The following is a 25,384-nucleotide window of genomic DNA, read 5'->3' as shown; positions in this document are numbered from 1 at the left end:
CCAGGAAAAAAGTATAGATCCAAGTGTCACGCAGGCTTTGTTGCATAGCTCAAAAATACTACACGCCTTTGTCATTCTAGCGCGTGAAGCTAGAATCTATTTATATATTTTCAATGCCAACAACGTGTTATATGCAACCTTCGCTTGTTAGATCCCAGTGTCACGCACACAACTGTACGAACGTCTAATTTAGCGATAAGATAGGAAAAAAATTAGGGTGTGAAGTGTGTTTTATTACAAAGAAATAATATCAAAATTGCCGAAAGCAGTGTTAGATGAAATAGGCAAAGCGGTTGGCGTTGATTACAAAGTGGGCAAACTTACGGGAGAAAATATATTTAATTTACTGCTGTACAGCATATTGGAGAAAAACGAGCTGAGCTTGCGGACTATCGAGGAAAATTATCGTCGGATGTTTTGCCTGAATACGCGCCATTCATCGGTGGCAAGCCGCTTAAAAACGATACCAATTAAGTACTTCGAAAGAATTTTTTCGTTCGTTTTACAAAGTTTTTGTAACCAAAAAGACCAAGAAAAGCTATTAATTATAGATTCCACAACCCTGCAGCTTACTTTTACCCACAAATATAAAAAAGCTAGTAAAATAGCAAATTCATATATTTGATAAAGGGTTTAAAAATGTACGGAGTAAATACAAATACGCAATATACTGATAGCTTAGGGGACAAATGGCTAGAAAGAGAGTTGAGACATGTTAATCTGGGAGATATAAGGCTTAATAAGAGGCTTATTACAACAAGTTATCTTATAGAGCGTAAGGCATCTGGATCAATTAATCAAAGTTGTGGTGGATGGAAAGAAGCTAAGGGCGCGTACAGGTTGTTTAGTAATGAAAAGCTTGAGGCCGAGAAAATTTATTCTTCTCATCATAAAGAAACAGCGGAAAGGATAAAAGGAAATAAGCTTATATTTTCAATCCAAGATACTAGTTATTTGGATTTTGACTCTCATATAAATACCAAAGGGCTAGGCAGTATTTCTAAAGCTTATACAAAGCATAAAAAGGGTTTGCTGCTGCATAGTGCCTTAATGGTCAGTAAAGAAGGATTACCTTTAGGTTTATCTTCTCAACAGTGCTGGGCGCGTCCCGCTAGAAAAGAAGAAACAGCAAAAGAAAAAGCAAATAGGAAATACCGTACTTCTATAGAGGAGAAAGAAAGTTATAAGTGGATAGCAGCACTAAAAGAAACCATAAATAACGTTTCCAAAGATGTACAACTTGTCACTCTTGGTGATAGGGAAGCAGATATCTTCAAATTTTTATGGATAGCTGAATCATTGGGTAGTTTTTATGTAATCCGTAACCGAGCTAATAGAAAATTTATCTGTACTGAAGAGGGAAAAACAGATTTGCAAACACGCATAGCTCAACTTCCGGTAAAAGAGAAAATCGTCTTGGAAGTTGCTAAAAACGGGCACCAGAAGTCAAGAAAAGCAAATATTGAAGTAAAATATATGAAAGGCTATATACCTATCAGAGCGCCTTACATTTATGGGTCAAAAGATACAGCACATAAAATAAGTGATAAAGTCGCTGTATATGTGGTAAGCGCAAAGGAAATGGATCCTCCTAAAGGAGTTGAAGCTATCGATTGGACTTTGTTAACTAATGTACCAGTTAATAGCACTTTAGATGCCATAGAAAGGATAAATTGGTATAAGCTACGATGGAAAATTGAAGAATACTTTAGAATTTTAAAATCAGGATGTAAAATAGAAAGCTCTCGTTTAACTACAAAGGAAAGGCTACAGAAATTAATTGCTATAAAGAGCATTATTACATTTAAAATTTTATATTTAACAAAAGTGGCTTTATCGCATCCTATGGAGGCTTGCACTAAGGTTCTAAGCAATGAAGAGTGGAAAGCTCTTTACATACGTGAGCATCAAGTGGCCACATTGCCCGAAGAACCTCCAAACATAAAACAAGCTATTATTTGGTTAGGAAAATTAGGTGGGTTTATGAATAGAAAAGGTGATAATTTACCAGGAAGTATGACTCTATGGCGAGGCTATGAAAATCTTAGAGAGAGCATGGTTATGCTTCACATAATAACTTCTCAAAGTTATGGGTAAAAGTAAGCCCTGCAGTTATCGAGCAAATTACTGCAATCTGCAATACCATGGCGTGGTGGTGCAAAGAATATGGTAAAGTGCACCGTTGCCACTGACGGCAGGTTTGCAAAGTTGCTGAACTTGTATACTCAAGCCAAGGGCTCCTCTGACAGCACATCGTTCCGGGAAATGATTTTAAATCACGGTCAAGAGTCGATTTGCATATTTGATCGAGGACTGCAAAAACGTGCAACTTTCGAGGAGTTTATAGATAAAGGCATACATTTTATCACACGTGGCAACGATAATATTCGTTATCAAATTGTGCGTATCCACGGAAAAGTTGCAGGCATGCAGACTGGAACGCTTGAGCTAATGGAAGATGTAGTAGTCAGGCTGGGGCAAAAAGGTTCAAGATTTTTGTCGTTTGAAATCAGGCTAATTAAAGCGCAAAATCGACAGAATGGCGAAGTTCTCACATTTTTGACTAATATTTATGAAATGTCTGCTGAAGAAGTCTGCGCTCTTTACAAAAGGCGCTGGTCAATAGAAGTTTTCTTCAAATTTATCAAGCAGGAGCTCAACACGAAGCATTTTCTTGGACATAGCAAAAACACAATTTTGGTCACACTATACATGATTCTTATTGCTTCGGTTTTATTAACAGAATACAGAAAACGCAGCGAAATCAAGAGTTATAAGTTTGCAAGGAGAGCTTTTATGAATGAACTCAGGCTTGAAATCCTAAAACCTGTCATTGAATATTGTGGTGGAAACCCAGAAAAAGTCTACGATTATTACCTTTTTCACTTTCCATAACAAACGTTCGTACACTTGTGTGTCACGCACTGGGATGACAGGGCTTTGTTGCATCGCTACGCAAAGATTTGAAATTATTAATAAAACTTTCCCTTTTTTCGTCATCCCAGTGCGTGACACTGGGATCCAGGAAAAAAAGATAGATCCCAGATACTGTCTTTCATGTCAAACAAATTATCCAACTAAATTACAATTAAATGGTTGATTGTTTTTAAGAATACCAAAAAAGACATGCATTAATTTTCTCATTAACGCAAGGACTATGACTTTTGGGCATTTACCTTTACTTGCTAGACGCTGACAAAATTTTTGAAAATGATTATTATGGTTTTTGACTACTATAGCTGGCATATAAAGGGCTTTTCGGACGCGCTCAGATCCTATTTTACATATGCAACTTCTCTTACTTACAGACGATCCAGATTCATAATGTCCTGGATTTAGGCCAGCAAAAGCTGTAAATTGCTTAGCATTATCAAAATTATCAGCCGCTGGCATTTCTGCAATAACAGCAACAGCAGTAAGATGTCCTATACCTTTTATAGTCTTGAGGTTTTCTACCATATTTTTTAGATGTGGTAGTGATTTATATGCTCATTAATTTCTGTTTCGAGAACAATAATTTGCTCCTCTATTGCCAAAATTACCTTAGATATAGCTTCTTTGCAGCTGGAATGCATATTTTCATTTTCCAAGCGGTTCATCTGTTGCAATTTATCATTTTTTAGCGATTGCATACAACGGTAAAGATCTCTTAAATGCCTCATTTCAGGTGCAATTGGTTTCCAAAGAGCAGGTTTATTCGCAATACAAAATCTAGCTATCATAGCTGCATCTGATTTATCTGTTTTATTTCTGAGCAGCTCACTTTTGCCAAAAGCCTTGATTTGAGCCGGGTTTACTATACTAACATTATGCCCTAAATCGTGCATAAAAGTAGCCAAATCTTCCCCATACCAGCTAGTTGCCTCAAGACACAGATGAATAAGATTTGCTCCATGGCCATTGCACCAAACCACAAGCTTTGCAAAGCCATCCTGATTATTTTGAAAGACTTTGTGTCGTTTTTTATTGTCCATCAGCAAACAAACATCAAATTTCTTTTTTGAAATATCCACACCCAAAATAGCATTTACTTGCATAAAATTACCTCCAAGACTATAAATAAACTGAGAGTTTAGACTAACCTTGTAATACGGGATATAATTCCAAAGATACTGTTCAGTCTTTTAACTCTATGGGAGGGGAGCAAAATCTGGAATTCGGCCTTATTGGCGTTAGTGTCAAGTCGGCTTCACCCTCCCTGTGAGGTATTTTAGCTCTAATGCCTCACATCATAAAGATACAAGTGTCACGCACTGGGATGACAGGATGAGGATATTGGAATGAGACCAGTTAGCACCAACCCTATCGCCTTAAGAGATGTTCTTACAGTTCTGTGCCAAGCTATTTGCATGACAATAAGCCTTACAAGTTTGTTAAGCTTACATATCTTAAATCTGGTTTAAGCTGCACTTTTAAATTTTATTATAGAAACAAAAAAAAGTGCAACAACGAGCATTATTAAAAGGAAAAGTAAAAAATAGTTTTTATTTTTCTGTTGCTTTTTCATAACTAAAATAAATCAATAGAACAAAAAATAATACTAGCAAATAAAGAAAATAGATAAGAAATTGAATAAGAGAACATTTTCTTTTGTGAGCTATGAGTCTTATATCTCAGAATAGATGTAGCATACCAAATGAAAATACAACCTGTAAAAGCTGCTATAATCAGGTAGAGCAAATGTTTTTTCAAAAATAGAGCTGGAAGTAAGCTAGTTAGCACCAGCAGTATGCTATAAATTAATATATACTTTCTTGTTTTTTCTGGACCATAAACAATATTGAACATCGGAATTGATGCTTTTGCATAATCTTCAGATCTATTTAAAGAAAGTGCCCAAAAGTGTGGAGGAGTCCACATAAAAATTATCAAGAATAAAATGAAACTTTCCCAACTGATTGAGTTTGTAACAGATGCCCAGCCAATCATTGGAGGAAAAGCGCCTGCTGCGCCACCGATAACAATATTTTGTGGAGTGCGTCTTTTGAGCCAAATTGTATATATAAAAACGTAAAATAATATACTGATCGCAAGTAAAGCAGCAGAAACATAGTTTACTGCCATTGCCATGATGAATACTGACAGTATTCCAAGAGTTATACCAAACTCAAGTGCATTTTCTGCAAGAATTCTGCCTGACGGTATAGGACGTTTTTTTGTCCTTTCCATCAACATGTCTATATCCCTATCATACCACATGTTTATAGCGCCTGCAGAGCCTGAACCAAGAGCAATGCATATAAGAGATATTAATGCAAGAAAGGGGTGCATACTACCAGGTGCTGCTACCATACCAGCAACTCCGGTGAATACCACAAGGTACATTATCCTTGGTTTGAGGAGCTGCCAAAAATCCAGTATCGTTGATTCACTGTTTAACAAAATACTCGTATACATCTTATTTTATAACCGGCGGTTTTTCAAAAGTATGAAAAGGTGGTGGCGAAGATACTGTCCATTCCAAAGTGTCGCTTCCCCAAGGGTTATCTTCAGCTTTTTTACCTCTAATGAAAAGATGAGCTACTACAAATACAAAAAACATCACTGAGAAGAAGGACATATACGCACCGATTGAAGATACATAATTCCAAGGAATAAATGCATCAGGGTAATCTGGTATACGTCTTGGCATGCCAGCTAATCCTAAGAAATGTTGAGGTAAAAAAGTGACATTGGTACTAATAAAAGTGAGCCAAAAATGTATTTTGCCCAGGCACTCATTATATTGCCTACCTGACATTTTACCAATCCAATAATAAAATCCAGCAAAAGCTCCAAATAAAGTTGCTAGTGACATGACATAGTGAAAGTGAGCCACAACGTAATATGTATCGTGCAAAAGCTTATCTATTCCACCATGAGAGAGAACGATTCCGGTGACGCCACCACCTACAAACATAAAAATAAACCCTAGTGCAAATAACATAGGAGTTTTAAACTCAATTGCTCCACCCCACATAGTTGCAATCCAACTAAAGACTTTCACACCTGTTATAACACCGATAAAAATCGTAGTAGTGCTAAAAAATATAGCAGCATCAGCGCTAAGCCCAACAGTGAACATATGATGAGCCCAAACCATAAAGCCAAATGCAGCTATACCTATCATTGCATAAACCATCCCCGTGTAGCCAAACACTGGCTTATGAGAAAAAGTTGATACCACCTGGCTTATAATACCAAATGCAGGAAAAATGATGACGTACACTTCTGGATGGCCGAAAAACCAAAATAGATGTTGAAATAATACAGGATCTCCACCACCTGCAGGGTCAAAAAAGGCAGTGCCGATATTTCGATCAGTAAGAAGCATAGTTATCGCGCCAGCAAGTACAGGTAACGCAACAATCAACATAAATGCTGTGAGCAGGACAGACCAGACAAACAAAGGCATTTTCATTAATGACATTCCTTTTGCACGCATGTTGAATATAGTAACTATAAAGTTAATCGCTCCAACAATTGATGACATACCTGCAACGTGGAGTGCAAATATAGCAATATCAACTCCAGCACTTGGGTGGGACATAACCTGTGATAAAGGAGGATATAAAGTCCAGCCAACACCTGGGCCTTCACCAACGAATACAGAAATAGCTAGTAAAATAAAAGATGCTACTAATAGCCAGAAACTTAAATTATTCATGCGAGGAAACGCCATATCGGGTGCCCCGATCATGAGTGGTACAAACCAATTACCAAATCCTCCCATTAAGGCCGGCATTATCATAAAAAACACCATTATGAGCGCATGTCCTGTAACCATTACGTTATATAATTGGTAATTACCTCCCAGTATATCGATGTGCATTAGCTGAGTACGAATGATTACAGATAATAATCCACCAATAATTCCCGCTAATATGGAAAAAATAATATATAGCGTACCTATGTCTTTATGATTCGTAGAAAATAGCCAACGTCTTATACCTTTTGGTACATCACTCATACATATACTCCAAATTTAACTTAACAATTTTCTATTTTCAATCCATTTATTAAAATCTTCTTTGCTTACTGCTTCAACAACAATTGGCATAAACCCGTGGCCTGGACCGCACAATTCGTAGCACTGTCCGTAATAAATACCAGGCTTTTTGACATTAAACCACGCTTCATTTAATCTTCCAGGTATTGCATCAATTTTTACACCAAAAGCAGGCACTCCCCAGCTATGTATTACATCCCCTGCTGTGACTTGTAAGCGAACATTAGTATTTATGGGCAACACAATATTATTATCGACGGAAAATAACTTCAAATCTCCTTCAGTAAGATTCTCATCTCCTTTAATATAGCTATCAAACGACACACCCTGATATTCTGGATATTGATAGCTCCAGTACCACTGATGGCCAATAGCTTTTAACGTCATCTCAATTTTTGGGATTTTTTCCTGCATTCTAAGTAATTTAGCATTTTCAAAAGCCAATACACCAACAATGATAGTTGGTATAATAAGCCAAACAATTTCTAAAGTAATATTATGAGAGGTTTTACTTATGCTCGTTACTTTGCTTTTACGAAAGCGAAACACTATATAAGCAAGTAATATCCACACAAACAGCATTATTGCAGTCATCACAATCATGATAAATGAGTGGGACTTAACTACAGCCTCCATTACGTCAGTAGCAGGAGCAGGAAACCCAAATTGCCAGGAAGTAGGGGCAGAAGCAATAGAAATATTTGAATAAAATATTATCAAAAGCGCAAATAAATTTACCATATCTTTTGTTTGCTATAAAACTTAAGTGACACGCTATATAATAGTATATATAAATTTACTATGCAAATATAGATTAGCGATGGTTAATAAATTTTTAGCATTAGATAAGTATAATAAGACAATAACAATTTGAGGAAGAAAGCATTTACACAAGTCTATTTTAATGTAAAATATTATAATATTTTACATTAAGAAAATAACAATATATTATACATAAGTATTTACTTTAAGTAAATTCTGTAATAAGTTTAATAGTGTCTGTTACTGCTAATAACCCTCTAGCCTCACACCTAAAAGCAGTAACAGACACTATTAAACTTTATGGAAGTTTTTTTTATCATCAGAAAATTTAGAAATCCCTTTACTTATATTCTACATTGCAATTTATTAAGTAACTTTTAACACCTATAGTTTAAAAATACTGACTAAAGGTTTACATATTATAGAAAACAATCATAAAATAAAATATACTATTTGTATACCAATGTAAATTTCTTCTACGCATCAGAACTCAGTTTTTTTAGTAATAGCTATAATAGCCGATAAAATAAACGATATAATAACCTTGTCAAATCACAATTATTGATGGCTTTGTATATAACCATCCAGAATTTGGATATTAGCTATGCTTGAGGTTTTGTGTGATGTCGTCAACTATTTTTAGGTGGTGAAAAAATATCCATGAAGGTTATTTTCAATCTTCTGACTTGTGTTTTTCTATGGAAGGCACTTTTATTGATTGAGCAAGTGTTTTTCTAATATTTACTTCTTCGCCATTTTCATTTTTCTGCAGTAGGTTAATGTCATTTATTGTATCTACTAAATCCTTTCCTTCTTTAAGGATTTTTACATCGCTTTCATTGAGACTATGTTCATTATTAAATCCTGCAATAATTTCTTTTTTTACTGTATGAGTATTTAAAAACGTTAATATTTTCTGTTTAGCAATAGTATGAATTAACCTTTTATGAGATTTGAGATCGTTGTATATATTCTCTAAGCTACTATCATAATGTTTTGCTTCACTTACAGTGAGTTTTACTACCTCTTCTATACCACTCAGCAGCTCTCTGTAAAACTTATCGTATCTATTACCTGAGGTATGTGCAGCGAATTTTTGTTCAATGTATTTTGTTATATAATTTTGCAGTGTATTTTCTATTGTGCTTATATTCATCAGCCTGCTTTAAGATTACATTAACTATTGTATACATGAAAAGATTAATATTTGATTAACAAGATATTTCTAAAATCAGAATTTTACTAAAAATTATAGTATTTAAGGTATAATTCCTGACATGATATAAAAACGTAAATGGAATGGACCTTGTAACAAAAATAAAACTTAAAATAAAGATGAACAAAGGTAGAATTACAAGTATCCTTATCATCTGTGCCATAATCTTTTTCATATATCTTATACATGAACCAGTGATAGATATGATAGAAAAAATTATAAGTAAAATAAAAGGACTCTTTTAAAAATAATGTATTAATTATTTGTGTTATTCAAGTAGCATGACGCCTATTGGTTGACATCACACTGCTTAAATTGTTGATTAAAAAGGGACAAGTTTAGTGAAAAATAATGATATTATTAGTGGAACATAAAACAGCCCTACTGCAACACTAATTAAAAGTAATAGAGTAGCTTTATCTGGTTGATAATTTAATATGTTAGCAAGTATTATACTGGACCCAGAAACTGGAATAATAGCTAGCAGCATAAGTGCTTTATATATGCTCTCATCATATACCCCTATAACATGCTTATCTAAAAGGACAATTCCTAGAACAAATAATGGCCAAAATACATACTTTGCTGTGATAGTCATCAAAGCAAGCTTCCAATCTATTTTAAAATTTGTAATTTGTGCAATACTCACTCCAAGTAAAACCATTCCGAGTGTAACGAATGTACTTCTAATATTTAGCATCACATCCGTCAAAAAAGTAGGTATTTGTATATCGTATATACTTAAAAAAAACCCCACAACCATTGCGTATGATGAAGGAAGTTTGAACAACTTAAACATGCATTGTTTTGCAGTATAAATACCGTTTGCAGCTATATAAAACCCTAAGCTATTTTCAAACAATGCCATTCCTATATAACAAACAACATAGACAGATACTGAACCCTCGTCGAATAAAGCCATAGCAATTGGTAGGCCAAAATAGCCCATACTTGTGCTTCCAGAGCTAAATGCTAATATGTTTCTTGTATTATCCTTAAATAAAAAGGAAGAAAGATAATATACAGATAAAGACATGGTACTGCCTATAAACCATATCAAAATTGGCAGAGAAATCACTTTTAAATTTACTTCTGTGTGAGATACTCCATATAAAATTACTATTGGATTAGCTATATAAAAGAGTATTTGAGATATGGTATTTCTATCAATTTTAAGAAACTTGCCTGCTAAATAACCAATAAATATTGTGATATAAATAGGTAGTATTTTAAGAAAAAGAGAAAAGAACATACTAATTTAGATTGGAGCCCTTTTAATACTTTTAACTGGTAAAATCACATTAGATCTTAAGATATTGTAAAAGTAAATAAAATTTATTTTCCAGTTTACCCAATTCATAGTTAAGTTAAGAAAGATTCGCTTAGCGCCAAAATTTGCTTTTACGTCAAACTTAAGAATGATATCTTTATAATAACATTATATTAAATTTTTATAAACTTTCTTGTAGAGCAACTGATCCACTGCAAAACAAGTAGAAATATGAATTTAACCAAACTAATTGAATCAAGCTATAAAATCTGCTAGAGTTGATTTTCTAAAGGCACCCTTAGCTCAGTTGGATTAGAGCATTTGACTACGGATCAAAAGGTCGGGCGTTCAAGTCGCTCAGGGTGCACCATATTTTTAACATATACAAGAAACGGAAATCACACTTGAAATTAATGCATAGAATACCTATCTTTAAAAGCTAAACACTTAATATTATACATGAGCAAAAAAGACCATTATGAATTGTTGGGAGTAGATAGAAGTGCCAACATTGATGAGATAAAAAAGGCGTATAAAAAACTAGCATTAAAGTATCATCCCGATAGAAATCCTGGTAATAAAGAAGCAGAGGAAAAATTTAAAGAAGTAACAGCTGCGTACGAAGTTTTATCTGACTCTGATAAGAGAGCAGGTTATGATCATTATGGACATGATGGCGCTTCACACGGTTCTGCTGGTGGGTTTGATTTTAATCAAGGTTTCAGCTCTACAGGTGATTTTAGCGACATATTCAATGATTTCTTTGGTGGAGGATTTGGTGGTGGTGCAGCTAGATCAAGAACAACGAGAAGTACAGCGAGTCATGGAGTATCTGGAGCAGACCTACGCTATGACCTTGAAATTAGCTTAGAGGATGCATTTAAAGGGATGCAAGCACCTATACATTACGTAACAAATGTACAATGTAATACGTGCAGAGGCACGGGTAGCGAAGGAGCAATCAAACCAGTTCAGTGTCACGCATGCCAAGGAAGTGGTAGGGTCAGAACTCAGCAGGGCTTTTTTACAATAGAAAGAACATGTAGCACATGTTATGGAGAAGGAGAAATAATACAAAATAAATGTAATAAATGTGGCGGCAGTGGACGCAAAAGAGATGAAGTGAATATATCAGTTTTAGTGCCAAAAGGTATAGAAAATGGTGCTAAAGTAAGAGTAAGTGGTAAAGGAGAAGCTGGCGCAAGAGGTGGAAAAAGCGGAGATTTATACGTATACATTAAAATAACTCCACACAAAATATTTATGCGAGATAAAGCACATTTGCATTGTAAAGTGCCTGTAAGAATGACACTAGCCGCACTTGGTGGTGAAATTGAAGTACAGTCAATTGATGGAGCTAAAATAAAAATAAAAGTTCCAGAGGGCACTCAAACTAGTACAAAGCTACGCTGTAGGGAGAAGGGCATGCCGTATATGAACTCACATGTTCGTGGCGATTTATACGTACAGGTAATGGTTGAAACTTTAAATCCAAAAAATTTAACTAAAAAGCAAATTGAGCTATTAAAAGCACTTGAAGAAGAGGAGAATGCAAATACCAAGCAGGAATCTGAAGGATTTTTCAGCAAAGTAAAAAAAAAATAGAAAACTTGATGAATAATGTTAGAAACGGTTGAGTCGTTTATGAGACCTGCTGCATATCCAACCTCGTATAGCTAAAATAAGTAAGATTTCCCGACGTCATACCGCGATTTATTCCACAACTGTACGAACTTCTAGTTTAATGCGTAAACCGTTGATGTCATTCCAGTGCGTGACACTGGAATCCAGTCTTCTTACTGAATGATTTCATCATATAAGCCTTTCCAATCTTGGTTTTCTTCTTCAATCAAATCAATTTTCCAAACTCGCTTAATTAAATTTGATGCTATACCAACATCCATTACGCTCACTTGCAGTTATATAAATATAATAGTTTTTCATATATAGTGAATAAATTTACTGGATCCCAGTGTCACGCACACAACTGTACGAACGTCTAATTTAGCGATAAGATAGGAAAAAAATTAGGGTGTGAAGTGTGTTTTATTACAAAGAAATAATATCAAAATTGCCGAAAGCAGTGTTAGATGAAATAGGCAAAGCGGTTGGCGTTGATTACAAAGTGGGCAAACTTACGGGAGAAAATATATTTAATTTACTGCTGTACAGCATATTGGAGAAAAACGAGCTGAGCTTGCGGACTATCGAGGAAAATTATCGTCGGATGTTTTGCCTGAATACGCGCCATTCATCGGTGGCAAGCCGCTTAAAAACGATACCAATTAAGTACTTCGAAAGAATTTTTTCGTTCGTTTTACAAAGTTTTTGTAACCAAAAAGACCAAGAAAAGCTATTAATTATAGATTCCACAACCCTGCAGTTATCGAGCAAATTACTGCAATCTGCAATACCATGGCGTGGTGGTGCAAAGAATATGGTAAAGTGCACCGTTGCCACTGACGGCAGGTTTGCAAAGTTGCTGAACTTGTATACTCAAGCCAAGGGCTCCTCTGACAGCACATCGTTCCGGGAAATGATTTTAAATCACGGTCAAGAGTCGATTTGCATATTTGATCGAGGACTGCAAAAACGTGCAACTTTCGAGGAGTTTATAGATAAAGGCATACATTTTATCACACGTGGCAACGATAATATTCGTTATCAAATTGTGCGTATCCACGGAAAAGTTGCAGGCATGCAGACTGGAACGCTTGAGCTAATGGAAGATGTAGTAGTCAGGCTGGGGCAAAAAGGTTCAAGATTTTTGTCGTTTGAAATCAGGCTAATTAAAGCGCAAAATCGACAGAATGGCGAAGTTCTCACATTTTTGACTAATATTTATGAAATGTCTGCTGAAGAAGTCTGCGCTCTTTACAAAAGGCGCTGGTCAATAGAAGTTTTCTTCAAATTTATCAAGCAGGAGCTCAACACGAAGCATTTTCTTGGACATAGCAAAAACACAATTTTGGTCACACTATACATGATTCTTATTGCTTCGGTTTTATTAACAGAATACAGAAAACGCAGCGAAATCAAGAGTTATAAGTTTGCAAGGAGAGCTTTTATGAATGAACTCAGGCTTGAAATCCTAAAACCTGTCATTGAATATTGTGGTGGAAACCCAGAAAAAGTCTACGATTATTACCTTTTTCACTTTCCATAACAAACGTTCGTACACTTGTGTGTCACGCACTGGGATGACAGGAGAAGGATACAGGACTAACACCCTTAGTTGATATTTAATGCCTGTCTTATCGCTTTACGGGATGTTCGTACAGTTGCGTATTTATTCGCGGTAACTCAGCATAGATCCCGCTAACAAGCATCTGGATGACGATATTATTAATCGGCACTGTGTTAGCTCTACTCTAATTTCCTATCTTGATTTGCAGCAGATCTAGAGATCTTATCAGAAAGTCACGAGAGAAATCTTTTTTAATTTCTCTCGCTTACTTATTAACTTGACTGATCATAATGCGACACTACTACGCTCTCTTTTTCACCAGAATGTGAATGACAACTGTCATCCCTTAACCATTTCTCGTCATAAGTTTCAATATCAAAATATTTCTCATATTTATTTATATTATCACGAAGCGAAAGTGCTCTAATCTTACTCATAATTAAGCCTGTACCAGCAGGAATTAATCTTCCAACTATAACATTTTCTTTTAATCCGGTTAAAGGATCATCCTTTCCACAGAATGCTGCTTCTGTAAGCACTTTTGTGGTTTCTTGGAAAGAGGCAGCAGAAATGAAGGAGTTGGTCTCAAGGCTTGCTCTAGTAATCCCCTGCAAAATAGGGAGATAACCAGCAGGTCGCTTACCAGAGTTATTCATAGCATCATTTTCTTTATCAATTTCCAGCTTATCGATGTTTTCACCAATCAAATACATAGTGTCACCAGGATCAGTGATTTCTACTTTTTGTAGCATTTGTTTTAATATAACTTCTAAGTGCTTATTATCTATACGCACACCCTGCAATCTATAAACTTGCTGTATTTCAGAAATCATATAGTGTGCTAAAGCCTCTAATCCAAGTACACGTAAAATATCATGAAGATCAGGGTCACCATCCATTAATAGATCACCTTTACGCACAAAATCACCTTCATTGACTATTACATGCTTACTCCTTGATACAAGATATTCAACTGGGGAATTTTGCTCATCTACAGGCCTAATCAATATGCTACGTTTTCCTCTTCTATCTTTCTCAGAAAATACTATATGACCATCTATTTCACTCACAATAGCATGCTCTTTAGGTCGGCGTGCTTCAAATAATTCTATAACTCTAGGTAGTCCACCAGTAATATCACGAGTTTTAACTGATTCTCTTGGTGTCCTTGTAATAACATCACCAGCATAAACTTTCTGACCATCTTGTACATTAAGTACTGCACCAAGTGGTATAAAGTAACATGCTTCAACACCACTTGCGAGTGTCATTACTTCACCATCATCACCCAATAGGACTATACGAGGACGTAAATTAGCTCCACCAGAATGCAATTTCCAATCTTTTACTACTTTGCTTGATATCCCAGTAGATTCATCCATAACCTCTGTGATTGAAACTCCATCTTTTAAATCCTGGTAAGATACAGTACCAGTTTTTTCCGTGATAATAGGCAATGTATAAGGATCCCATTCTGCCACCTTATCACCAAGCTTCACTGACTCACCTTCACCTACATAAAGCTTAGCACCATAAGGTACACTGTGCCTTAATTTCTCACTACCAAGGCTATCAACTAATACAACTTCACAAGAACGGCTGATCACAATTTTATTTCCGTTTTTGTCTATAATTATATTACTATTGTTTAGTTTTATTTTAGCATTAGTAGAAGTTATAATATTTGAGGATTCAACACCTCTTGTCATTACTCCACCTATGTGGAAAGTACGCATCGTTAACTGAGTACCTGGCTCTCCAACAGATTGGGCAGCTATAACACCAACTGCTTCACCTATTGAAGCAATCTTACCAGTTGCAAGATCTCTTCCATAGCATAGAGCACATAGACCAGGGCTCATTTCACAAGTCAAAGCTGACCTGATTTTTATAGCATCAAGTCCAGCAATATTAATTTGTTTAACTTTATCCTCATCAATCAATTCTCCCGCTGTTACTAATAGTTCTTTTGTCACTGGATTGTATATATCATTTGCAGCTGTTCTGCCAAGCACAACACTCTCTAAAGATGCAACTATAGTGCTTCCCTCAACTGTAGCTCTAACAACAAGACCATTTTTTGTTCCACAATCATGCTTTGTAACAATACAATTTTGAGATACATCAACCAAACGACGAGTTAAATATCCGGAATTTGCAGTTTTTAGTGCAGTATCAGCCAGACCTTTACGTGCGCCGTGAGTGGAATTGAAATATTCAAATACGTTTAACCCTTCGCGGAAGTTAGAAATTATAGGAGTTTCTATGATTTCACCTGAAGGCTTAGTCATGAGTCCTCGCATTCCTGCAAGCTGTTTCATTTGTGAAGTAGAACCCCTTGCACCAGAATTAACCATCATATATACAGAGTTATATTTCCCATTTGCGCTATATACAGACATTGCTTTTAACATGTCACTAGCTATTACATCCGTACACTTAGACCATTCGTCTATAACCTTGTTATACCTCTCACTTCTTGTGATTAGCCCGTCCTGATATTGGGCGGAAAATTTCTTAATTTCAATTCTTGCGTGATCAACATGCATGGCTTTAGTATCTGGTATAACCATATCACGACGACCAAAAGATGCACCAGAAAATGTAGCATATTCAAAACCAAGTACCATTAACTTATCAGAGAATGCTACAGTAGCACTTTGACCACAGTTACGATATACTAAATCAACTATATTAGTTATTTCTTTAACTGTTAATATCTGATTTATTAGATCAAAGCTTAAATTCTCATGTTGAGGGAAAATCTGCCATAATATTAAGCGACCAGGAGTTGTACAAACACTCCTATAGCGGCTCTCACCATCACTACCTACATATTCCATTCTATATTTTACATTAGAATGTATATGCAAAGTCCCATCACTCAAGGAATGCTCAATATCACAAAAAGCCCCAAAAGATGGTAAATCAATTGCTTCATCAGCTAACTCTTGTAAAGTTAGGTAGTATATACCAAGTACTATATCTTTACTCGGAACTATAATCGGTCGACCATTAGAAGGACTCAAAACGTTATTAGTTGACATCATTAACACTCTAGCTTCAAGCTGAGCTTCAAGCGAAATCGGCACGTGTACAGCCATTTGATCGCCATCAAAATCAGCGTTAAATGCTGTACAAACGAGTGGATGAAGTTGTATCGCTTTACCCTCAATAAGGATCGGTTCAAAAGCTTGAATACCAAGCCTATGTAACGTAGGTGCCCTGTTCAATAAAACAGGATGCTCTTTTATTACTTCTTCCAGCATATCCCAAACTTCTGGTTTTTCTGCTCTTATCAATTTACTAGCAAACTTAATAGTTGGAGCCATGCCATACATCTTAAGCTTTGAGTAAACAAAAGGTTTGAATAACTCAAGAGCCATTCTTTTTGGCAACCCACATTGATTCAGCTTCAAAGTTGGACCAACAACTATTACAGAACGTCCAGAATAGTCTACCCTCTTACCCAGTAGGTTTTGACGGAAGCGACCTTGTTTTCCTTTTAACATATCACTAATAGATTTTTTATATCCAACAGCGCCAGCCTTATTTGTAAGAGTACTACGACGGCTATTATCAAAAAGAGAATCAACTGCCTCTTGTAACATCCTTTTTTCATTACGAATCATAATCTCAGGAGGATTCAAGCTTAATAGCTTCCTCAGCCTATTATTTCTATTAATAATAGTCCTATAGTGATGATTCAGATCAGAAACTGCAGGACGACCACTTTCAAGCGATACCAAAGGACGCAAATCAGGTGGCAAAATAGGTATAGTCGTAAGTATCATCCACTCAGGCTTGTTTCCAGATTTAATAAAGTTTTCAACAATACGCAATCTCTTTATAATTTTCTTTCTCTTTATTTCAGAAACAACAGATTCTAATTCCAGCCTTAAATCCTTTCTAATTTCAGGTAAATCAAGGCGCGTTAATAACTCTCTTATAGCTTCAACACCTTGCATAGCTACAAAGGTATCGGCTCCATATGTATCCTTAGCTTCGTTATAAGATTTTTCACTAATAATCTCATTTTGTTCAAAAGGAGAAACAAGAGGATCTATTATAATATAATTATCGCTATACAAGATATTCTCAATATCTCTCAGAGATATATCTAGCAATGCTCCAATTCTTGAAGGAAGTGATTTCAAAAACCATATATGAGCAACAGGGGATGCAAGTTCTATATGACCCATCCTTTCTCTTCTTACTTTAGAAGATGTAACCTCCACTCCACATTTTTCACATATGCGACCTCTGTGTCTTCTTTTTTTGTATTTTCCACATAAACATTCATCATCATTTACAGGACCAAAAATCTTAGGACAAAATAATCCACCTTTTTCAACTTTGAATGTACGATAATTTGCAGTTGAAACATCTTTTATTTCGCCATACGACATAGATGTAATACTTTCAGGGCTAGCAACTGATATGCTGATCTTATCAAAAGACTGCGCAATGTTAGTGTGAGATATATCCCCAATAACTACATCATTTTGCTTTAAAACTACATTCAAACATAAAGAACGTAATTCTTTTATCATCACATTGAAGGACTCAGGAATTCCACATTCAAAATTACTGTCGCCTTTTATTATCGATTCGTAAATTTTAACCCTACCGTTAATATCATCGGACTTCACGGTTAACATTTCCTGTAAAGTATAGGCAGCACCATAAGCTTGCAATGCCCAACATTCCATTTCACCAAAACGCTGACCACCAAAATGAGACTTTCCTCCAAGCGGTTGTTGAGTAACTAAACTATAAGGACCTACTGAACGCGCATGAATTTTATCATCAACCAAGTGATGCAGCTTAAGCATGTACATGTAACCAACCGTAACCTCACGGTCAAATTTTTCACCAGTGCAACCGTCATACAATGTAGATTGTCCAGAGTTATCCAAGCCAGCGATTTCAAATAATTTTGTTATTTGTTCATCTTTTGGACCTTCAAATACAGGCGCAGCAACAGGCACACCATCACGTAATTTATGTGCAAATTCAATTAGATTATTATCGCTAATATCACGAAGATTATTACAGATAGGTACGTTATTACCACAGCTATAAATTTCAATAAGAAAGTTTCGTAAATTGCTGCACAAGCTTTTACAAGAATTCAAGCAATTTTCTACTAATTCGTTCAGCTCATCACTTAGTGGACTTTTATTTACTACACTTAAGATAGAAGCGGTGATTTCATTGTCATTCAGATCTTCAATTTTCTTATTATCAAGATATACTGCTGCAAATTTTGCAAAATTATCATCGTCAAAAGATCTGATTGCATTACAAAAAGCATTTTTTGTCTTACTGATTTCGTCGAGAATGTTACCTATTTTTTCTCCCAACTTTTTGCAAGCCCAGCCCACGTGAGTTTCAAGTATTTGCCCAACATTCATTCGTGAAGGCACACCAAGCGGGTTAAGAATAATATCAACGGGAGTACCATCCTCTAAGTAAGGCATATCTTCAACTGGTACAACTCGAGAAATAACACCCTTATTCCCATGTCTACCAGCCATTTTATCTCCAGGCTGCAGGCTATGTTTCACAGCAATGAAAACCTTAACTGCCATCGACACACCTTGAGGCAAGTCATAGCCTTCATTTAATTTTTCTACTTTTCTCTTAAACTGTGCTATTGCAGTTGACACTTTTTCGTCAAAATCTTTTTTTAGATTCTTAACTTGCTCTAAAATAGGTGCGCATTCAAGACCTATGCCCCACCATTGTTCACGTTCAATAGAGTCTAATTTCTCTTGATCATGTGAACCCGAGTGAATGATGAGTTTTTGTAGTTCATCATAAAAATATTCACTAGTAACATTTATTATATAATCACGTTCTTTTTCAAAATCACTGACCTCTTTTTGCTTAATAAGCAATGCCCTTTCATTTTCTTCAACTCCTCTGCGTGTGAAAACTTGTACATCAATTACTGTGCCTTCAACATCTGGAGATGTATATAAAGAGGAATCGGAGCAATCAAATGACTTTTCACCAAAAATTGTCATTAACAGCTTTGTCTCAGGAGGTAATGAAAGAGAAGGCTTAGGGGTCACTTTTCCTACAAGAATATAACCAGGCCCAACTCTTGTACCAATTTTCACTATACCACTATCATCCAAGTGATATAAATTTTCCTCATTAACATCAGGTATAGCGCGAGTTATTTTTTCTGACCCAAGTGGAGTATCATGCACAACACACTCAAATTCTTCTATATGTATAGAGGTAAAGAGATCTTTTTTAACAACTTCACTGGAAATAATAATAGAGTCTTCAAAGTTATAACCTTGCCAAGACATAAAAGCGACTAGCAAGTTTTTACCAAGTGCCAATTCCCCGCTATTAATTGCAGGACCATCAGCAATGACATCACCCTCTTTAACGTGATCGCCTACACGCACCAAAGGTCTTTGATTAATACAAGTATTATGATTTGAACGCTGAAATTTTCTTAAATGATAAATATCCACATCCAGGTAATTAACTTTTTCTTTATCAAAAGCACGGATAACTATAGAGTTACTATCTGAACTATCAACTATACCATCACGTTTCGCTAAAACTACAGCACCAGAACCAGAAGCGGCAAAAGACTCCATACCAGTAGCAACCAGAGGAGCAGTAGGCTTCAATAAAGGCACAGCTTGACGTTGCATGTTTGAACCCATCAATGCTCTATTGGCATCATCATTTTCCAAAAATGGAATTAAGGAAGCTGCAACGGATATTACCTGCTTAGGAGACACGTCAATGTAAGTAACTTGGTCACTACTTACCATAACGAAGCTACCAGCATATCTACAGTATAGCATATCATCAACAAAGCAATTATTTTCATCAAGCTTTACGCTAGTGTCAGCTATATGATGAGAGCCTTCATCTATTGCAGAAAGATACTCAATTTGATCAGTAACAACCTTATTCACTACTTTTCTATAAGGGCTTTCAATAAACCCGTATTTATTAATGCGTGCGTATATAGCTAAACTATTGATTAATCCTATATTTTGCCCTTCAGGAGTCTCAATAGGACAAATTCTTCCATAATGAGTTGGATGAACATCACGCACTTCAAATCCTGCACGTTCTCTCGTTAAACCACCTGGCCCGAGCGCCGATAATCTTCTTTTATGTGTTATTTCAGACAATGGATTAGTCTGATCCATAAACTGGGCTAATTGAGAAGAATTGAAGAAATCTCTTAAAACGTTAGTTAAGACTTTTGGATTAATAAAATCAGAAGGGGAGACTTTGTCTAAACTAGAAGTGGATATAGAATCAACTATTACACGCTCTAATTTTAACAATCCAGTTCTAAACTGATTTTCTATAAATTCTCCAACTGATCTGACTCTTCTATTTCCCAAATGATCAATATCGTCTACAGTACCTTGACCGTCACGTAATAATACTATTTTTCTTACAACTTCAATAATATCTTCATATGTTAAAACAGTGAAGTCTTCGTCATAATTTAACCCAAGGTAAGAGTTAAGTTTTAACCTACCAATGTTAGATAAGTCATAATATTCCGGACTGAAGAAAAGGTTACGGAAAAATTCTTCTACTATCTCCAAAACAGGCACTTCGCCAGGACGCAAAACTCTATATATTTCATATAGCGCATCCTGATAAGACATGTTTTTATCTAAGAACAGCGTATTTAATATATAAGGCCCAACAGACATATTATCTATATTGAGCACCGATATTTCATCTACAGATAAGATCTCAAGCTTTTTCACGTCCTCTAATTTTATAGGCTCACCAGCAGATAAAATTTTTGTAGAGCTAGCACTGTCTATTAAATCTTCTGCAAGGAATAACCCGCATATAGAATCAAAAGGTATAAGATACTCTTTCAATCCATCTTCATGTAGCTTTTTAGCGAGCCTTGAGGTAATACGAACATTAGCTTTAAGTAGCACATTACCTGCAACATCCATTAAGTCAAAAGGCAGCCTAATTCCCTTAAATTTATCAGGAGTGAAAGGTACTTTCCAACCATTTTTATGCTTTACATACTTTATTTTTTCATAAAATCTATTGAGTATGTCATTGTTTGAGAGACCTAAAGCTTTTAATAAAACCGAAATTGGTAATTTCCTTTTTCTATCAATACGGAAATGCAAATGATCCTTAACATCAAACTCAATATCAAGCCAAGAACCTCTATAAGGAATAATTCTAGCAGAGTAAATCAATTTACCAGAATTATAAGTTTTTCCCTTATCGCTATCAAAAAACACACCAGGAGACCTGTGCATTTGTGAAACGATAACTTTTTCTACGCCATTAATAATAAAGGTGCCCTTGTCAGTCATCATCGGCAATGCACAAAAATGGACTTCTTGCTCTTCTATAGATTTTACAATAGTTGCAAGCTTAGATTGATCTTCACCCTCTTTAATCGATTTATATTCTTCAAGAGAAATACCGTCTTGCATAATAACAAGACGTATACAAGCAATCACTTGAGCAGAAAAAGTTATACCACGTTTTACACATTCAGATTCATCATACTTAGGATCGTCTATCTTGCAGCTTATAAACTCAATAGTGGCCCTGTGCAAAGGATCATTTATTGGAAAGATTGCATGAAAAATAGCCTCAAGTCTTTCATTACCCTTATTCTCAGGAGTAAATGAATTATATGATTCTTTCTGAACCTTAACTAAGTCCAACAAAGAATCTTTTAAATCAACTGACCTAGAATAAGAAATTCTAGGAACAAAAGCACCAGAAGCACACATATAAGAAGAATCAACCATTAAAAACACCCCAAATCAATTAAAAAGCTACACCGATATAAAACTAATACATTAAATATAAATGTGCTATTCAAGGTCTACTTTGGTTGCTCCTGCTTCAATAAGTTTTTGCTTCATTTTTTCTGCTTCATCTTTAGGAATATTAATAACCAAATCTTTAGGCAAAGATTCAACTAATTCTTTTGCTTCTTTTAAGCCTAACGTAGAATTACACTCTCTAACAATTTTAATAACCCCTATTTTCTTAGCAGCATCAATTTCTTTAATTACGACTTTATATTCAGTCTTTTCTTGAGCAGCAGGAGCAGCTGCAGCATTACCAGCAGCAGGTGCACCAGCACCACCAATGAAAGAACCAGCAGGCAACCCTATTTTTTCTTCTAACACTTTCACAAGTTCAGAAGCCTCTAATAGATTTAAAGATAATATTTTATCAACTAAATCATTTGTTACATTACTCATAATTATCACCTTATTTAACAACAAATTTACTTTTTAGAACTATAATAATCCAACGCTCTCATAAGCCTCATAGAAGGCGAATTGATGGACAACGCCAATCGAGCAGGAATATTATAAGATATTAAACGCATAATTTTAATACGAAGCTCATCCAGAGAAGGCAACTTAGCCAACTTATCAACATCATCTGCTGTTAGCAATTGATTTGAATGCGCTGCGCAAATCACAGACATCTTTTCCTTGTTAATATTAGCAAAATCAACTATTAACTTTGCAGCTTCTACTATACCACTAGAGTATATAATAGCAACAGGACCAGAAAACCTATCTGATAAATAAGAAAATCTACCAGTTCTTTCCAAAGCCAAGCGAGCTAAAGTGTTTTTAACTACTAATACTCCACCAGCTATAGATTTTAAGCTATTCCTAAGAGTTAATGAATCACTTGCATTTATAGATTTAAAATTTACCAATATTAAAAAATCATTATCTACAAATAGATTCATTATATTCTGTATAAACTCATCCTTATTTTCACGCTTCACGGCATTACTCCACTAAATTATATCTTCTACTTTGCTTAGTTTATAAGCTTTACCCATAGTTGAATTTAAAAAAACACTCTTAAAATAAACCCCCTTTGCAGAAATAGGCCTACTATCTTTAATCACTTTAAGAAAGGCTTTCAAATTTTCCAGTAAATCATCAATGCTAAATTTGATATTTCCTAATTTACCATGAATAATACCATTTTTATCTGTCCTAAATTTTATTTGACCAGACTTAATAGTTTTAATAGCCTCTGCAACATTAGGTGTGACAGTGCCAAATTTAGGATTAGGCATAAGCCCTTTAGCACCCAATATCTTTGCAATAGGAGTGATTTTTGACATAAAATCAGGAGTAGTGATGCACCAATCAACATCAAGCTTCTTACCTTTTTTTATCTCTTCAACTAAATCCTCTCCTCCTACAATGTCAGCACCAGCTTTTTCAGCTTCTGATAAATGTTTATCTTGAGCAAAAACAGCTACTTTAATATCCTTTCCGACACCTTTAGGTAAAACTACTGTACCACGCACCTGCTCCTCAGATTTACGCGAATCTACGCCTAAATTGATGGCAACATCAATTGATTCATCAAACTTTGCTGAAGCAGACTCAATAATTTTTTCCAAACATTGTTTAGGATTATAAATTTCATTGTTATATGTGTTCATGTATTTAACCTTCTACAACTTCTATACCCATAGATTTAGCAGTACCTATAACCATTTTCACTGCTGAATCTTCATTATCCACTTTCATATCAACCATTTTAGACTTTGCTATCTTAATTATAGCAGACATCGGCAATTTGGCTACCATCTCTTTACCTGGATTGCTAGAACCCTTAGCTAAGTTAATCGCCTGTTTGAGCAAGTAAGCTACAGATGGGCCACTGATGATGAAATCATAAGACCTATCATCCTTTATAAAGATCCGCACAGTGACCAGGTCACCTATTTTATAATTGTCATTAGCAAGGCTAGTAACCTTATTAAAAGCTTCACAAAATTTAGGAACAGGTATACCACGTGGTCCAAGCACCGAAGCAATTTTCGGCCCAGGTACTGCTTTTCCAGCTTCCATCAGCAAGTTAATTTTAGCAACTACAACACTCATAATCAATCCTCTATTTTTTCTACTTGAGTTAGATCAAGCTCTATTATTGTAGGCTTACCTAAAATTGATACTTCTACATTAATAGTTTTCTTCTCCTCATTTATGATATCCACTTTACCAGTAAAATTTTGAAAAAGGCCGTCGTTTATTTTGACTTTCTCACCTTTTTCATAACCATAACTCAATTTTTTCGTTTCTTGAGCAGTGTAAAGTGCACTACACATTGAGTTAATCTCATTATCTGAAATCACTTTTGGTATATTACCATTTTTTAAAAATCCATAAACCTTAAGAGATTTTGGTATATTATTAATAAAGTTTAACACTTCATCACACAAATTCACATATAAAAAAACATAACCAGGAAAACATTTCCTTCGTGTAGCAACTTTTTTAGATCTGAGCTCCGTTTCATTTAGCTCTTCGTATGGAATAAAAACTTCCTTGAAATAATCATTAACACCGAGTCTCATAGAATTTTCCAGTACATGCTGACGCACTTTCTCTTCATAATTAGAAGCAACTCTCAAAATATACCATTTATACCTATTAAACTCCTTGCATTTTAAACTTATGTCATCATTTGAAATTACTTCAAAATTACCAGATTCGCTACTACAAAAACCAGGCATTTGACTTAAAATGCTTTTACTTTCATCACAGAGGTGCATACAAACATACACTTCGCATATCTCCTTTATATCAGATTTTGCATTACACACAGTCTGATAAGGAATAAACACTTCCTTAAAATAAGCAGCATTACTCACCAATTCGCGTATATCTCGCTCATATCCATAATCAACTTTAATGATATACCATCTATATTCATGCGTCATAAACAATACCAAATAAAGTCTTAATTGTGCAAAGAGATATAAAATCCACCAAACAAAAGAAAATAGAAAAACATAATATTACAATTATTACAACAAATAGAGATGACAACACCTCCTGCTTTTTTACCCAGGCAATTCTTCGGACTTCTTGCCTTATATCACAAAAAAAATCACACAAATTTTTTAACATTTCTACC

17 protein-coding genes, 1 tRNA gene and 1 pseudogene are annotated in these 25,384 nt (G+C 35.2%); 6 read left to right on the top strand and 13 right to left on the bottom strand.

Annotation, left to right across the window (positions count from 1 at the left end; genetic code table 11):
- Positions 1-226 precede the first annotated feature (226 nt).
- Genes ASM33_RS00360 through ASM33_RS00350 form a run of 3 tightly spaced genes read left to right on the top strand, consistent with a single transcriptional unit; the run spans position 227 to position 2,895 of the window.
- Positions 227-625, top strand: coding sequence for a hypothetical protein (locus ASM33_RS00360; RefSeq protein ID WP_110409533.1), 399 nt, complete (start codon positions 227-229; stop codon positions 623-625).
- Positions 622-2,097, top strand: a complete 1,476-nt coding sequence (locus ASM33_RS00355; RefSeq protein ID WP_157956338.1) for an IS4 family transposase — start codon at positions 622-624, stop codon at positions 2,095-2,097. The genes ASM33_RS00360 and ASM33_RS00355 overlap by 4 nt, the downstream gene beginning before the upstream one ends.
- Positions 2,098-2,106: 9 nt before the next feature.
- The gene (locus ASM33_RS00350) at positions 2,107-2,895 is read left to right on the top strand and encodes an IS4 family transposase (RefSeq protein ID WP_338063663.1); all 789 of its coding nucleotides are present in this window, start codon (positions 2,107-2,109) and stop codon (positions 2,893-2,895) included.
- Positions 2,896-3,069: 174 nt separating this feature from the next.
- Here the strand turns inward: ASM33_RS00350 and ASM33_RS08915 are convergent.
- From ASM33_RS08915 to ASM33_RS00315, 6 genes and pseudogenes are all read right to left on the bottom strand, one after another.
- Positions 3,070-4,037, bottom strand: a pseudogene (locus ASM33_RS08915) (IS110 family transposase).
- Positions 4,038-4,509: 472 nt separating this feature from the next.
- Positions 4,510-5,397 (bottom strand): heme o synthase, encoded by an 888-nt coding sequence (locus ASM33_RS00335; protein ID WP_110409537.1) that lies wholly within the window; start codon positions 5,395-5,397, stop codon positions 4,510-4,512.
- Position 5,398: 1 nt separating this feature from the next.
- Positions 5,399-6,949: a cytochrome c oxidase subunit I gene (ctaD, locus tag ASM33_RS00330; RefSeq protein ID WP_110409538.1), complete on the bottom strand. Its 1,551-nt coding sequence runs from the start codon at positions 6,947-6,949 to the stop codon at positions 5,399-5,401.
- Positions 6,950-6,964: 15 nt separating this feature from the next.
- A complete protein-coding gene (gene coxB / locus ASM33_RS00325; RefSeq protein WP_110409539.1) occupies positions 6,965-7,729 on the bottom strand; it encodes a cytochrome c oxidase subunit II in 765 nt (254 codons plus the stop codon).
- Between the two features lie 694 nt (positions 7,730-8,423).
- Entirely contained in the window at positions 8,424-8,906 is a 483-nt protein-coding gene (locus ASM33_RS00320; RefSeq protein WP_110409540.1) for a hypothetical protein, read from the bottom strand.
- Positions 8,907-9,288: 382 nt separating this feature from the next.
- Positions 9,289-10,218 carry an AEC family transporter gene (locus ASM33_RS00315; protein WP_110409541.1) on the bottom strand — a complete coding sequence of 310 codons (930 nt, stop codon included), beginning with the start codon at positions 10,216-10,218 and terminating at the stop codon, positions 9,289-9,291.
- 310 nt (positions 10,219-10,528) lie between these two features.
- Here ASM33_RS00315 and ASM33_RS00310 point away from each other — a divergent pair.
- The 3 genes from ASM33_RS00310 (at position 10,529) to ASM33_RS00300 (ending at position 13,402) form a co-directional block, all read left to right on the top strand.
- Positions 10,529-10,606, top strand: a tRNA-Arg gene (locus ASM33_RS00310).
- A gap of 89 nt (positions 10,607-10,695) precedes the next feature.
- On the top strand, positions 10,696-11,841 hold the full coding sequence (gene dnaJ, locus ASM33_RS00305) for a molecular chaperone DnaJ (protein ID WP_110409542.1): 1,146 nt from the start codon (positions 10,696-10,698) through the stop codon (positions 11,839-11,841).
- Positions 11,842-12,277: 436 nt separating this feature from the next.
- Complete coding sequence (locus ASM33_RS00300) at positions 12,278-13,402, top strand: IS4 family transposase (RefSeq protein ID WP_110409390.1); 1,125 nt, start codon at positions 12,278-12,280, stop codon at positions 13,400-13,402.
- A 293-nt stretch (positions 13,403-13,695) separates the two neighbouring features.
- On the opposite strand, the gene ASM33_RS00295 is transcribed toward ASM33_RS00300, so the two are convergent.
- From ASM33_RS00295 to secE, 7 genes are all read right to left on the bottom strand, one after another.
- Complete coding sequence (locus ASM33_RS00295) at positions 13,696-22,221, bottom strand: DNA-directed RNA polymerase subunit beta/beta' (RefSeq protein ID WP_110409543.1); 8,526 nt, start codon at positions 22,219-22,221, stop codon at positions 13,696-13,698.
- A gap of 66 nt (positions 22,222-22,287) precedes the next feature.
- Positions 22,288-22,683 (bottom strand): 50S ribosomal protein L7/L12, encoded by a 396-nt coding sequence (gene rplL / locus ASM33_RS00290; protein ID WP_110409544.1) that lies wholly within the window; start codon positions 22,681-22,683, stop codon positions 22,288-22,290.
- Positions 22,684-22,709: 26 nt separating this feature from the next.
- Entirely contained in the window at positions 22,710-23,228 is a 519-nt protein-coding gene (gene rplJ / locus ASM33_RS00285) for a 50S ribosomal protein L10 (protein WP_110409545.1), read from the bottom strand.
- A 12-nt stretch (positions 23,229-23,240) separates the two neighbouring features.
- Positions 23,241-23,903, bottom strand: a complete 663-nt coding sequence (rplA, locus tag ASM33_RS00280; protein WP_110409546.1) for a 50S ribosomal protein L1 — start codon at positions 23,901-23,903, stop codon at positions 23,241-23,243.
- Between the two features lie 4 nt (positions 23,904-23,907).
- Positions 23,908-24,348: an uL11 family ribosomal protein gene (locus ASM33_RS00275; RefSeq protein WP_110409547.1), complete on the bottom strand. Its 441-nt coding sequence runs from the start codon at positions 24,346-24,348 to the stop codon at positions 23,908-23,910.
- A 2-nt stretch (positions 24,349-24,350) separates the two neighbouring features.
- Positions 24,351-25,187, bottom strand: a complete 837-nt coding sequence (gene nusG / locus ASM33_RS00270; protein WP_110409548.1) for a transcription termination/antitermination protein NusG — start codon at positions 25,185-25,187, stop codon at positions 24,351-24,353.
- Positions 25,177-25,377 carry a preprotein translocase subunit SecE gene (secE, locus tag ASM33_RS00265; protein ID WP_237342919.1) on the bottom strand — a complete coding sequence of 67 codons (201 nt, stop codon included), beginning with the start codon at positions 25,375-25,377 and terminating at the stop codon, positions 25,177-25,179. Before secE ends, nusG begins: the two co-directional genes overlap by 11 nt.
- Positions 25,378-25,384: the final 7 nt, after the last annotated feature.

It is taken from the genome of Wolbachia endosymbiont of Folsomia candida (assembly GCF_001931755.2).
Classification (GTDB): Bacteria; Pseudomonadota; Alphaproteobacteria; order Rickettsiales; family Anaplasmataceae; genus Wolbachia.
The sequence above is the reverse complement of the archived record's forward strand: the minus strand, read 5'-3'. Positions and strand labels throughout refer to the sequence as shown.

Coding starts and splice junctions, on each gene's coding strand:
- ASM33_RS00335 (WP_110409537.1), bottom strand. CDS start 5,397: ATGTATACGAGTATTTTGTTAAACAGTGAATCAACGATACTGGATTTT.
- ctaD (WP_110409538.1), bottom strand. CDS start 6,949: ATGAGTGATGTACCAAAAGGTATAAGACGTTGGCTATTTTCTACGAAT.
- coxB (WP_110409539.1), bottom strand. CDS start 7,729: ATGGTAAATTTATTTGCGCTTTTGATAATATTTTATTCAAATATTTCT.
- ASM33_RS00320 (WP_110409540.1), bottom strand. CDS start 8,906: ATGAATATAAGCACAATAGAAAATACACTGCAAAATTATATAACAAAA.
- ASM33_RS00315 (WP_110409541.1), bottom strand. CDS start 10,218: ATGTTCTTTTCTCTTTTTCTTAAAATACTACCTATTTATATCACAATA.
- dnaJ (WP_110409542.1), top strand. CDS start 10,696: ATGAGCAAAAAAGACCATTATGAATTGTTGGGAGTAGATAGAAGTGCC.
- ASM33_RS00295 (WP_110409543.1), bottom strand. CDS start 22,221: ATGGTTGATTCTTCTTATATGTGTGCTTCTGGTGCTTTTGTTCCTAGA.
- rplL (WP_110409544.1), bottom strand. CDS start 22,683: ATGAGTAATGTAACAAATGATTTAGTTGATAAAATATTATCTTTAAAT.
- rplA (WP_110409546.1), bottom strand. CDS start 23,903: ATGAACACATATAACAATGAAATTTATAATCCTAAACAATGTTTGGAA.
- ASM33_RS00275 (WP_110409547.1), bottom strand. CDS start 24,348: ATGAGTGTTGTAGTTGCTAAAATTAACTTGCTGATGGAAGCTGGAAAA.
- nusG (WP_110409548.1), bottom strand. CDS start 25,187: ATGACGCATGAATATAGATGGTATATCATTAAAGTTGATTATGGATAT.
- secE (WP_237342919.1), bottom strand. CDS start 25,377: ATGTTAAAAAATTTGTGTGATTTTTTTTGTGATATAAGGCAAGAAGTC.